The following is a 12,021-nucleotide window of genomic DNA, read 5'->3' as shown; positions in this document are numbered from 1 at the left end:
AACCATGAAGCTAGCTCACGTCATCACAGCGCTGGCTGCGGTAGCGGTCGGCCTCTCGCCCTCAACCGCCAGCGGCGCCTCGGAACGCGTCGTCCAGACCACCGCGGGCACCGTCCAAGGGGTTGCCAAGAGCAACTACCGGGTCTTCAACGGCATCCCTTACGCCGCTCCTCCGGTGGGCCAACTGCGGTGGCAGCCACCGCAGTTGGCCGCCGGATGGCAGGGCACCCGGGACGCCCGCGAGCCCGCGTCGGATTGTGTCCAGACCGCAGTGGCCTGGCGACCGGCTGCAGCCAGCACGAACGAGGACTGCCTCTACCTGAACGTCTGGACGCCCCGGCAGACGACGGGCAGCAAGCCGGTCGCGGTCTGGTTCCACGGCGGCGGATCGATCAACGGCGCCGGACGGGACTTCGCGCCGGTGGACATGGTCACCCAAGGGGACCTGCTGGTCGTGACCGTGAACTACCGGCTCGGCGCCCTCGGGTACCTCACCTTGCCACAGCTCGACGAGGAAGGGGCCTCTGGCAACTACGGTCTGCTGGACCAGGTTCAGGCGCTGCGCTGGGTCAAGGACAACATCGCCCGCTTCGGCGGCGACCCGTCCCGCGTCCTGATCGCCGGGCAGTCGGCCGGCGCAAGCGGCGTCTGCGGCCTGCTCGCCTCCCCGAAGGCAGCCGGGTTGTTCAGTACGGCGGTCATCCAGAGCAGCTCGTGCGCCGTCAACACCCGGGAGTCCGCCCAGCAGCGCAACGCCGGCTTCGTCACGGCAATCGGGTGTGACTCGACCGGCGTCGTCGCCTGCCTCCGCAGCAAGACGCCGGCCGAGATCGTCAACGCGCAGCAGAAGGCGGGCGTCTGGGGTCGCGTCATCCAGCCCGGTGTGCTGCCACTGGCTCCCCGGGACGCGTTCAAGGCGGGTGCGTTCAACAAGGTGCCCGTTCTCGTCGGCGCCGTACAGAACGAGAGCCGCGCGATGGTCTACGAGCAGAACGACCTGATCAACCAGCCGGTCACCGCTGCCGACTACATCGCCCGGATCACCGCGCAGTACGGCGCGAGGGCTGCGGACGTGCTGGCTCGCTACCCCTTGAAGAACTACGACTCCCCGGGCGCAGCACTCGCGGCCGTCGGCACGGATTCCGGGAACGCTTGCGCTGCCCTCTTCAACGCGGCCGCGCTGACGCCGAGCGTCCCGGCGTACGTCTACGAGTTCCGCGACGAGACCGCACCGCTACGCCCGTACGAACTGGTCCCGTCGTCCTTCTCGCTGGCGACCCAGCACTCCGCCGAACTGCCGTATCTGTGGGGCTCCAACACCATGACCCCACTGACCAAGCAGCAGGAGAAGCTGTCCAGCGCGATGATCGCCTACTGGTCAACCTTCGCCCGCACCGGCTCCCTCGACCCCAAGGGGCTCCCGGGCGTTCCCCGCTACCAGGCAGCAGGTGAGCGCGTCGTTGCCTTCGACTCCGACGGCCCGCGGGTGGTCGGCGAAATGTCCGCCAACCACCAGTGCAGCTTCTGGGCCTGAGGGTTCCTGGCGGTCCGCTACTCAGCGGTGCATGGCGTAGTGGGCGGCGAGGAGGTCGGTGCCCCAGTCGTTGCGGAGGTCGCGCCAGACGGAGTGGATGTGGTTGGCGTCGTCCTGGGTGTTGTCGTACTCGGCGAGGAAGGTGGGGCCGGCGATCGAGTAGTAGTGACGGTGGCCGACGCCTGGGTCGGTCTTGCCGGCCCAGGCGAAGGTCAGGCGCTCGATGCCGTGGTCGGTGATGTCCTGCCAGGTCTGCAACCCGATCGGCCCGGCGGCGCGGCCGACGTACTGACCGACGAGGAGGCTGAACACCTGGCGTTGCTCGGCGGTCATGTCGCCGTACGCGAGACCCCGGTACAGCAGGGAGGCGTCGGCGACCGGGTCGTGCCGGGTGAGGATGTCGTCGGGCGCCTCGTCGGAGACCACGGCGACCGCGCGCTGGTCGGAATCCAGGGCGTGCAGGAGCTGGAAACCCAAGTCCTGCTCGGCGGCCAGGAACCGCCGGCCGGCTTGCGGGCCCGACCGGACCTCGGCCGGGTTCGACCCGATGAACTGCGGGGTGAACGCGATCGCGCCGTCGACCAGCGTCACATGCAGGGCCAGGTGGTGACCGTTCAGCCGCCACGCCCACGGCTCCGTGCCGGCCGGATCGCCGAGTACGCGGAGGAAGTACCGCCCACCCAGCACGGACCCTTCCCACTCCCCTGTCGGCGGCAGGTCGGGGATCCCGCGCAGGATCACCTCGGCCTCGAACACGGCCTTCGAGTCGGCCACGCCGCGCTCGCTGCAACCGATCTCGAGCAGCCGCTCCGCGAGCCGCTGCTGGGCCGGGGTCAGCTCGGCCAGCGGCAGCCCGGGCCGGTCGCCGGGCAGGTACGTCCAGTCCTTGTGGTCCGGCGTGTCGAATGCGGCCCTGATCTTGTCCAGCTGGGCCGGCGAGAGGCTCGCCAGCAGCTCGAGGACCGCATCCCGGGTCTGCTCTACAACCATGCCGATCGCTCCCGTTCCGTCGGTTCGTAAGGTGTCCACTGCTCGAACGGCCGGTCCAGCTTGTACCGGAAATCCGGCTGCCGCAGCAGCACGCGTGTTTCGGCGTTCTCCGGGTTGCGCAGCGTCTCGAAGAACCGGACCGACCAGTGGAACCAGCGCATGCAGAACAGCCGCATGGTCAGCCCGTGCGACACCAGCAGCACGTTCCGCGGGGCGTCCGGTGTCTCGAAGTCGCGGTGCATCGTCTCCAGGAACGTGGATACCCGGTCGTACACGTCGGAGCCGGACTCGCCGTGGGTGAACCGGTAGAAGAAGTGCCCGTAGGAGTCCCGGAGCCGCTGCTGCCGCTCGATGTCCGCGGTGTCCTGGAAGTTGGCCCAGTCCTGCTCCCGCAGCCGCGGCTCCTCGCGGACGACGCCGATCAGGTCGTCGATGCCGAGCGACTCCAGCGTCTGGCAGGCCCGCAGGTACGGCGACACGTAGATGCGGACCGGTTCGTTGTCGAACAGCTCCCGCAGCCGCTTCCCCGCCTCGGCCGCCTGCTCGTGACCGTGCTGGGTGAGCGGGATGGAGTGGTCCGGCACAGTCTCGAAGATCGTCTTGTCCAGGTTCGCCTCGGACTCGGCGTGCCGGATCAATGCGATCCGTAACGGCCGCCGGCTCAGGTCCATCGTCTCCCCTTTCGCCGGCTCGCTACGGCCAGCATCGCCGCCACCCCGACGGCAGCGACGCCGACCCGCCGCGCGAGGGCCGCGGTACGGCGGACATCCGCGACCGTCGGCGTGGGTCCGACTCCCAGCGTGCCACGGTCCTCCTGATAGTCCCCGTAGCTGTTCCGCCCTCCGAGCTGCAGGTCGAGCGCACCGGCGAACGCAGCCTCCACCGGACCGGCGTTCGGACTGGGATGCCTCGACGCGTCCCGCCGCCACACCCCGACCGCCTCGCGCGGCCGCCCAGCGGCGAGTCCGGTCAGTACGGCGCACGCCCGAGCCGGCAGCAGATTGAGTACGTCGTCCAACCGCGCAGCCGCCCACCCGAAGTTCAGGTACTTCGCCGACTTGTAGCCGACCATCGCGTCGAGCGTGTTCGCGGCGCGGTAACCGATCAGCCCGGGAACACCGAGCACACCGCCCCACAGCAATGGCGCGACACAGGCGTCCGAGGTGTTCTCGGCGAGCGACTCCACGGTCGCGCGGGCCAGCTCGTCGGCCTCCAGGTTGGTCGCGTCCCGCGCGCACAGATGGCTCAGTCGCGAGCGCGCCGCCGGGATGTCCTTCTCCTCGAGCAGACCGGCCATGTGCTCGGCCTCGCGGTCCAGGCTGCGGGCGCCGAGTACGGTCCAGGTTGCAGCCGCAGTGGCCAGGGTGTGGATGATCGGGCGGTTCCGGGTCAGCCGCTCCACGAGCGCTCCGCCGGCGATCGCCGTACCGACGAGGACGCTGGTGTAGGCGGCGCCGGCTGCGCGGGAGTCGCCGTACCAGCGGTTCTCCAGGCGGGTCGCGACCTGGCCGAAGCCGGCCACCGGATGATGGCGGCGCGGATCGCCGAGAACGCGGTCGGCGGCGAAGCCGAGGATGAGACCCAATGCCCTGGACACCCTGGGAAGTCTGCCAGGCGGTGGTGTGGAAGGGTGAGCGGCATGGGAATCGCGGAACTGCTCGGGGAGGTCGACGGGAGCGGCGACTTCGGGGTGTGGCTGGGCCGGCTGGACGGCGTACCGGTGTTCGAGCACCAGGCGGAGCGGACGCACTACTCCGCCAGCACGATGAAGCTGCCGGTGGCGATGGCGATGATGCGCAAGGTCGAGGCGGGTGAGCTGGCGCTCGAGCAGCTGGTGACCGTGCACAACGACTTCGAGTCCGCGGCCGGCGGCCGGTTCGGTGTGCGCCAGGACGAGGACGACGCGCCGGCGACGTTTACCAAGCTGGGCAAGCAGGTGCCGCTGGGCTGGCTCGCGACCGAGATGATCACGCTGTCCAGCAACCTGGCGACGAACCTGGTGCTGGAACTGGTCGGCGTCGAGGCGGCCGATGCCCAGCTCGGGCCTGGACCGAGCGCGATCCGGCGTGGGATCGACGACATCCCGGCGCGGCGGGCGGGGATCAGCAACGAGATGAGCCCGGCCGGGCTGGCCGCCGTACTGGTTGCGGTGGGCAATCAGGACGGCACCTCGGGCACGTATCTGCGCGACCTGCTGGCCGGCAACCAGTGGAACGGCGAGATCCCGGCGCTGCTGCCGACCGGGACCCGGGTCGAGCACAAGAACGGCTGGGACACCCGGATCCGGCACGACGGCGGCATCGTCCGCCCGCCGGACGCGGACCCCTTCGTGCTTGTGGTGTGTACGACGTCCGACCTGCCCGACGCCGACGCGCAGAAGCTGATCGCGTCGATCGCGCTGGAGGCGTGGAACCACCGCCACGAACTGGAGTCGGTCCGATGAAGCTCTCCACGCACTTGGTGTCGGCGCCGCTGCACACCCCGTTCGTGACCGCACTGCGTACGGCGACGCACGCCGACTCGCTGCTGGTCGAGATCAGCGACGGCTCGGTCAGCGGGTGGGGTGAGGCGCCGCAGGTCTGGAAGGTCACCGGCGAGTCGCTCGCCAGTGCACAGGCATGTGTCGAGGGGCCGATCGCCGCTGCGTTGGACGGACTCGAGCCGGACGACCTGACCGAGGCGCTGCGCCGGGTGCAGAACGCTGCCGTCGGCAACTTCGGCGCGAAGGGCGCGGTCGACGTCGCCCTGCACGACCTCGCCGCCCGGCGTCGCGGGCAGTCCTTGCACAGCTTCCTCGGGTCCACGGTGGACACGGTGGCGACCGACGTGACGCTGTCGGTCGGCGATGCCGACGCGCTCGCAACCGCCGCGCAAGCTCGCGTTGCCGATGGCTTCGAGGTGCTCAAGATCAAGGTCGGCACCGGCGACGCGCGTACCGACTTCGAGCGGGTCCGCCAGGTCCGTGCGGCGATCGGTCCCGGCCCGTCGCTACGGCTCGATGCCAACCAAGGGTGGTCGCGGCGCGACGCGGTGACCGCGATCCGCGCGATGGAGGACGCCGGCTGCGATCTGGAGCTCGTCGAGCAGCCGGTGCCTGCGGCCGACCTCGAAGGGATGGCATGGGTGACGGATCGGGTCAGCACACCGATCCTCGCCGACGAGTCCGTGTACGGCGTCCGCGACCTGGTGGCCGTGATCCGGCACGGCGCGGCGGACATGGTGAACGTGAAGCTGGCCAAGTGCGGCGGGCTCGGTCCGGCGCGGACGCTGCTCGAACTGGCCCGGGAGCACGGGATCCAGACGATCGTCGGGTCGATGATGGAGTGCCCGGTCGGCGTCGGCGCGGCGGCTGCGCTGGTGTCGGCGTACCCGACGTCGGCGGTCAACGACCTGGACGCGGCATGGTGGCTTCGGGAGGCGCCGGTGACCGGTGGAATCCGGTACGAAGGCGCGCTGATCCACCTGCCGTCGGCCCCCGGACTCGGCGTGACAGGCTTGACCGTATGAAGCTAGTCGCCGCCAAGGTCCCGGTCAGCACGGTGTGGACCGCACCGGACGCGCCCCGGGACATCGACGCTCCCGCGATCGCCGCCCAGCCCGACCTGGCCACCTGGGCGAAGTCGATGGACACCGAGACCCGCCTCGGCCTGCACGACCGGACGCTCACCCAACTGCTGTTCGCCGAGCCCGTGGTGGTGCGGTCGGAACGGGACGGGTGGTCGGAGATCGTCGCGCCGTGGCAGCCGTCGTCGCAGGACGCGCTGGGCTATCCGGGCTGGGTCCCGTCGAGCCACCTCGGCGAGTTACCGTCGGCCGCGTCGGATCCGGTCGCTGTCGCCGTACCCACTGCTGCGCTGCTGGCTGAGCCGGCCGGTGATGCTCGGGTCGTCGGTGAGTTGTCGTTTGCCACGGTGCTCGCGTCGATCGAGCATGCGGACGGGTACACGCGGGTGGCGACACCGGATGGCGGGTCGGGCTGGCTGGCTGACGGCGTACTGCGGTCGGGCTCCGGGACGGCCGAGGATCGGCTGGCGTTGGGGTCGCAGTTCCTCGGGCTCGAGTACTTGTGGGGCGGTACGTCGGCCTACGGGCTGGACTGCTCCGGTCTGGTGCACACGGTGAGCCGGGTGCTGGGGCTGCGCACGCCCCGGGACGCCCACGATCAGGCGGACACGCTGGAGAACATCCCGATCGACGAAGCCCAGCCGGGTGACCTCTACTTCTTCGCCCGCCCCGGCAAGCCCGTCCACCACGTCGGCTTCGTCTCCCCCGAAGGCATGCTGCACGCCTCCGAAACCGGCAAACGCCTCGAGAACGAACCCCTCTCCGGCCCCCGCCGCGCCACCCTGGTCGCAGCCGCCCGCCTCTAGCCACGTCCACCGCGCCCCCCGGCGCCCGCCCGCGGCACCGCGCACCCAGCGACCGCACGCCGCCCACCTACAGCAAGTCGCCCCCGGACCGCAGGTCCGGGGGCGACTTGTCTATTGTTGCTTCAGCGCTTCTTGGCGTCCGACTGCTCCGGCTCCGGGATGGAGTCCAGCTCCGCCCTGGTCCTGTCGTCCAGGTCGGGCTCGGTCTTGCCGTTGGGGGTGTCGACCGGGGTGGACTCGTCCAGCTCGCCGCCGCCGGCTGACTCCGAGTGCGGTGGGGTCTTGGCGGACTTGCGCAGGCTGGCGACCGTGGTGATGCCGAGCGTGATGATGATGAAGCCCAGCGAGAACCAGATCGGGATCTCCGGAGCCCACTCGATGTGGTGACCACCGTTGATGAACGGCAGCTCGTTCACGTGCATCGCGTGCAGCACCAGCTTCACGCCGATGAAGGCGAGCACCACGGACAGGCCGATCGACAGGTACACCAGCCGCTTCAGCAGATCGCCGAGCAGGAAGTACAGCTGCCGCAGACCCATCAGGGCGAACACGTTCGCGGTGAAGACCAGGAACGGCTCCTGGGTCAGGCCGTAGATCGCCGGGATCGAGTCCAGCGCGAACAGCAGGTCGGTGGTGCCGAGCGCGATGATGACGATCGCCATCGGGGTGACGAGGCGCTTGCCGTTCTGCACGACGGTCAGCTTGACGCCGTTGTACTCGTGGGTCGCGTTCAGCCGCTTCTTCGCGAACCGGATGACCGCGTTCTCCTTGTAGTCGTCATCGTCGTTCTCACCCTGCTTGGCCAGGTGGATCGCGGTGTAGACCAGGAACGCGCCGAACAGGTAGAAGACCCAGGAGAACTGGTTGATCGCGGCGGCGCCGACCGCGATGAAGATGCCGCGGAACACCAGCGCCAGGATGATGCCGACCAGCAGCGCGGTCTGCTGGTACTTCCTGGGCACGCCGAACCTGGACATGATGATCAGGAAGATGAACAGGTTGTCGACACTGAGGCTGTACTCGGTCAGCCAGCCGGCGAAGAACTCTCCCGCGTACTGACCACCGGAGAACACCCAGACCCCGAGGCCGAAGACAACCGCCAGACCGACGTAGAACGCGATCGCGGTCGCCGACTCCCGGGTGGTCGGTTCGTGCGGGCGCCGCCCGATGATGAAGACATCGAACGCGAGCAACGCGAGCAGTACACCGACGGTGATGTACCAAACGTAGTCAGCAACGTGCACAGGAAACCTCCGGAGCGCAGACGGAACAGGACTCCGAAGGTCTCTTCCGCCTGACTCGCTCGACGAGCCTGGCCGGCGGCACCGGGCGCGGGAAGCGAGTCCCCTTGACCGTGATGACGATACCGCCGCGAAGGAATACTCCCCTTCTCCACCCCTATTCTGACCGGTCGATGTCCAAGTCACCAAATCCGGAGCGCCGTATCCACTTGTCGGGATGATCACGGCTCGCAGCGGGAATATCCCCGTTCCGTCACCGGTTGTAAGGGACTGTCGCCGCCTCATCACACTCGGTCAGGTTGTGTACGGCGTACTGTATACCCTGCGTACCACCCCGGCGATCACCCGCTGTGACGGTCAGGACGGCCGCTTCGACTTCGGAAGTTTCGCCACGATCGTCTCGTACGACGTGTCGATCAGCTCGAGGATCTCGTCGTCCGGTACGGCGCCGCCCAGCCGGACCGTGTTCCAGCCCGAACGGCCGATGTAGGCCATCTTCGCGACGTCGTCGGGATAGGTGTCGACCAGCTCGTCGGCCTCCTCCCGGTTGCTGCCGCACTTGAGCCCGACCCCGTCACCGCCGAGGAACGCGAAGATCTTGTCCCCGACCTTCGCCACCACGTCCCCCTCCCACGGCTCGTCCTGCCAGGCTCCGGGCTTGCCGAGGCAGTGCTCCAGCACGTCGTCCCCTCGCAATCTCGACATCCCACTCCCCTCTCGGCCCGTACGACGACACAGTAGTGGCCGGCACCGACCGGACTGCTCGATGCGGCGACCGTACGCTGCGGGACATGACTTCTGTTGTGGTTGCCGCCGTACAGGCCGGATCGACGCTGTTCGACACGCCCGCGACGCTGGCGAAGGCGGAGCGGCACGTGCGGGAGGCCGCCGCGAGCGGCGCCCGGCTGATCGTGCTGCCGGAGGCGTTCCTGGGCGGGTATCCGAAGGGGCTCGACTTCGGGATCACGGTCGGCGCGCGGTCGCCGGAGGGCAGGGACGTCTTCCGGCGGTATCGCGAGGCTGCGGTGGACCTGCCCGGTCCGGAGACCGCGCGGCTGGCGGAACTCGCCGCCGAGTTGGATGTCCACCTGGTCGCCGGGGTGATCGAGCGGGCGGGTGGAACGCTGTACTGCACGGCCGTCTTCATCGATCCGCGGCGTGGGCTCGCTGCGACGCATCGCAAGCTGATGCCCACCGCGGCGGAGCGCTACCTGTGGGGACAGGGCGACGGTTCGACCATGCCGGCGGTGCAGACCGAGGTCGGCGTGCTCGGCGCGGCGATTTGCTGGGAGAACTACATGCCGCTGTTCCGGCAGTCGATGTACTCCAAGGGCGTGCAACTCTGGTGTGCGCCGACGGTCGACGACCGGGACCAGTGGCAAGCGACCATGCGGCACATCGCGCTCGAGGGCCGGTGCTTCGTGATCAGCGCGAACCAGTACCTCACCCGGGCGGACCTGCCGGACGACGTCCACCCGATCCAGGGCGACGCGCCGGAGACCGTGCTCATCGACGGGGGCAGCGTGATCGTGTCGCCGCTCGGCGAGGTGCTCGCCGGACCGCTGCGGGGCGGTGCGGGCGTTCTGGTCGCCGAGCTCGATCTCGGCGACCTGGACCGGGCGAAGTTCGACTTCGACGCCGACGGGCACTACGCCCGCCCGGATGTCTTCACCCTCACCGTCGACGAGTCCCCCAAACCCACCGTCATCCGCCGCCCCTGACGCCGGCTACTTGGCGCCGGCGGCGGTCATCTGGCGGAGCTCCTTCTTCAGCTCGGAGATCTCGTCGCGGTACCGGGCCGCCACCTCGAACTGGAGCTCGGCCGCGGCACTGTGCATCTGGTCGGTCAGCTGCTGGATCAGGTCGGCCAGGTCCGACGACGGCAGGCCGCCGGCCAGCTCCTTCGCCTTCTCCCCCGCCTTCGCCTTGCCGCCACCCGGGACCGGCGCCTTGCCGCGCGACTGGGTCCGGCCGGAGCCGAGCAGCTCGGCGGTGTCGGCGTCCTCGCGGGCCAGCATGTCGGTGATGTCGGCGATCTTCTTCCGCAGCGGCTGCGGGTCGATCCCGGCCTCCTTGTTGTAGGCCATCTGCTTGGCCCGGCGCCGGTTGGTCTCGTCGATCGCCTGTTCCATCGACGGGGTGATCTTGTCCGCGTACATGAACACCTGGCCGGACACGTTCCGGGCGGCGCGGCCGATGGTCTGGATCAGCGACCGGCCGGACCGCAGGAAGCCCTCCTTGTCCGCGTCCAGGATCGCGACCAGCGACACCTCCGGCAGGTCCAGACCTTCACGGAGCAGGTTGATGCCAACGAGTACGTCGTACTCGCCCTGGCGCAGCTCGCGGAGCAGCTCGACCCGGCGCAGCGTGTCGACCTCGCTGTGCAGGTACCTGGTCCGGATACCCATCTCCAGCAGGTAGTCGGTCAGGTCCTCGGACATCTTCTTCGTCAGCGTGGTGACCAGGACCCGCTCGTCCCGCTCGACCCGGAGCCGGATCTCGTGGATCAGGTCGTCGATCTGACCCTTCGTCGGCTTCACGATCACCTCCGGGTCGACCAGACCGGTCGGCCGGATCAGCTGCTCGACGAACCCGTCGGACTTGTCCTGCTCGTACTGCCCCGGGGTTGCGGACAGGTAGACGGTCTGGCCGATCCGCTCCAGGAACTCCTCCCAGCGCAGCGGCCGGTTGTCCATCGCCGACGGCAGCCGGAACCCGTGCTCGACCAGCGTCCGCTTCCGGGACATGTCGCCCTCGTACATCCCGCCGATCTGCGGCACGGTCACGTGCGACTCGTCGATGACGAGCAGGAAGTCCTCGGGGAAGTAGTCCAGCAGGCAGTGCGGCGCCGACCCCGGCTCACGGCCGTCGGTGTGGCGGGAGTAGTTCTCGATGCCGGAGCAGGTGCCGATCTGGCGCATCATCTCGATGTCGTACGTCGTCCGCATCCGCAGCCGCTGCGCCTCGAGCAACTGCCCGTTGCGCTCCAGCTCGGCCAGCCGCTCCTCGAGCTCGGCCTCGATCGAAGTGATCGCGCGCTCCATCTTCTCCGGCGCGGTCACGTAGTGCGTCGCGGCGCCGATGTAGACCTCGTCCTCCTCGCTCAGCACCTCACCGGTCAGCGGGTGCAGCGTCATCACCCGCTCGATCTCGTCACCGAAGAACTCCACCCGGACGGCGAGCTCCTGGTACACCGGGAACACCTCGAGGGTGTCGCCACGGACCCGGAACGTGCCGCGGGTCCCGGCCAGGTCGTTGCGCGCGTACTGCACCCCGACGAGCTTCCGCAACAGCCCGTCGCGGTCCATCTCGGTGCCGACCTTCACGTGGATCATCCGGTTCAGGTACTCGTCGGCGGAGCCCAGGCCGTAGATGCAGGAGACGGTCGCGACCACGACCACGTCGCGGCGGGTCAGCAGCGACCAGGTCGCCGAGTGCCGCAGCCGCTCGACCTCCTCGTTGATCGAGGAGTCCTTCTCGATGTAGGTGTCCGTCTGCGGGACGTACGCCTCCGGCTGGTAGTAGTCGTAGTAGGAGACGAAGTACTCGACGGCGTTGGCCGGGAAGAAGTGCCGCAGCTCGTTCGCGAACTGGGCGGCGAGCGTCTTGTTCGGCTGCAGGATCAGCATCGGCCGCTGGATCCGCTCGGCCAGCCAGGCGATGGTCGCGGTCTTGCCCGTGCCGGTGGCGCCCAGCAGGACGACGTCCTGCTCGCCGGAGTTGATCCGGCGCTCGAGGTCCGCGATCGCGGTCGGCTGGTCGCCTGCCGGCTCGAAATCCGACACGACCTTGAGCGGCGCGACCATCCGCTGGAGATCCGAGACCTGTCTCATGCCCTCCACCGTACGGCGCGCCGCCGACAGTTTCTAAAACCCCCAGGTCAGAC

The 12,021-nt window shown here is 69.1% G+C and carries 11 protein-coding genes; 5 read left to right on the top strand and 6 right to left on the bottom strand.

Annotated features, from left to right (window positions below):
* Positions 1–4: 4 nt before the first annotated feature.
* Positions 5–1,534 carry a carboxylesterase/lipase family protein gene (locus tag ACIBL3_RS08530; protein ID WP_396352621.1) on the top strand — a complete coding sequence of 510 codons (1,530 nt, stop codon included), beginning with the start codon at positions 5–7 and terminating at the stop codon, positions 1,532–1,534.
* Positions 1,535–1,555: 21 nt separating this feature from the next.
* On the opposite strand, the gene ACIBL3_RS08525 is transcribed toward ACIBL3_RS08530, so the two are convergent.
* The 3 genes from ACIBL3_RS08525 to ACIBL3_RS08515 are packed head-to-tail and all read right to left on the bottom strand — an operon-like array spanning position 1,556 to position 4,121.
* Positions 1,556–2,524, bottom strand: a complete 969-nt coding sequence (locus ACIBL3_RS08525) for a DUF3500 domain-containing protein (RefSeq protein ID WP_396352620.1) — start codon at positions 2,522–2,524, stop codon at positions 1,556–1,558.
* On the bottom strand, positions 2,515–3,195 hold the full coding sequence (locus ACIBL3_RS08520; RefSeq protein WP_396352619.1) for a phosphoglycerate mutase family protein: 681 nt from the start codon (positions 3,193–3,195) through the stop codon (positions 2,515–2,517). Before ACIBL3_RS08520 ends, ACIBL3_RS08525 begins: the two co-directional genes overlap by 10 nt.
* On the bottom strand, positions 3,186–4,121 hold the full coding sequence (locus ACIBL3_RS08515) for a cobalamin biosynthesis protein (protein ID WP_396352618.1): 936 nt from the start codon (positions 4,119–4,121) through the stop codon (positions 3,186–3,188). Before ACIBL3_RS08515 ends, ACIBL3_RS08520 begins: the two co-directional genes overlap by 10 nt.
* 42 nt (positions 4,122–4,163) lie before the next feature.
* On the opposite strand from ACIBL3_RS08515, the gene ACIBL3_RS08510 reads away from it, so the two are divergent.
* The 3 genes from ACIBL3_RS08510 to ACIBL3_RS08500 are packed head-to-tail and all read left to right on the top strand — an operon-like array spanning position 4,164 to position 6,894.
* Complete coding sequence (locus ACIBL3_RS08510) at positions 4,164–4,967, top strand: serine hydrolase (RefSeq protein WP_396352617.1); 804 nt, start codon at positions 4,164–4,166, stop codon at positions 4,965–4,967.
* Complete coding sequence (locus ACIBL3_RS08505) at positions 4,964–6,031, top strand: mandelate racemase/muconate lactonizing enzyme family protein (protein ID WP_396352616.1); 1,068 nt, start codon at positions 4,964–4,966, stop codon at positions 6,029–6,031. The genes ACIBL3_RS08510 and ACIBL3_RS08505 overlap by 4 nt, the downstream gene beginning before the upstream one ends.
* Entirely contained in the window at positions 6,028–6,894 is an 867-nt protein-coding gene (locus ACIBL3_RS08500; protein ID WP_396352615.1) for an NlpC/P60 family protein, read from the top strand. Before ACIBL3_RS08505 ends, ACIBL3_RS08500 begins: the two co-directional genes overlap by 4 nt.
* A gap of 122 nt (positions 6,895–7,016) precedes the next feature.
* On the opposite strand, the gene ACIBL3_RS08495 is transcribed toward ACIBL3_RS08500, so the two are convergent.
* Positions 7,017–8,138, bottom strand: coding sequence for a TerC family protein (locus ACIBL3_RS08495; RefSeq protein WP_396352614.1), 1,122 nt, complete (start codon positions 8,136–8,138; stop codon positions 7,017–7,019).
* Between the two features lie 354 nt (positions 8,139–8,492).
* The gene (locus ACIBL3_RS08490; RefSeq protein ID WP_396352613.1) at positions 8,493–8,840 is read right to left on the bottom strand and encodes an MmcQ/YjbR family DNA-binding protein; all 348 of its coding nucleotides are present in this window, start codon (positions 8,838–8,840) and stop codon (positions 8,493–8,495) included.
* A gap of 86 nt (positions 8,841–8,926) precedes the next feature.
* On the opposite strand from ACIBL3_RS08490, the gene ACIBL3_RS08485 reads away from it, so the two are divergent.
* The gene (locus tag ACIBL3_RS08485) at positions 8,927–9,856 is read left to right on the top strand and encodes a carbon-nitrogen hydrolase family protein (protein ID WP_396352612.1); all 930 of its coding nucleotides are present in this window, start codon (positions 8,927–8,929) and stop codon (positions 9,854–9,856) included.
* A gap of 6 nt (positions 9,857–9,862) precedes the next feature.
* On the opposite strand, the gene uvrB is transcribed toward ACIBL3_RS08485, so the two are convergent.
* Positions 9,863–11,968 (bottom strand): excinuclease ABC subunit UvrB, encoded by a 2,106-nt coding sequence (uvrB, locus tag ACIBL3_RS08480; RefSeq protein ID WP_396352611.1) that lies wholly within the window; start codon positions 11,966–11,968, stop codon positions 9,863–9,865.
* Positions 11,969–12,021: the final 53 nt, after the last annotated feature.

This window comes from Kribbella sp. NPDC050124 (assembly GCF_044460355.1).
GTDB lineage: Bacteria > Actinomycetota > Actinomycetes > Propionibacteriales > Kribbellaceae > Kribbella.
Note: the sequence above shows the minus strand (reverse complement) of the source record. Positions and strands in the feature narration are given on the sequence as shown.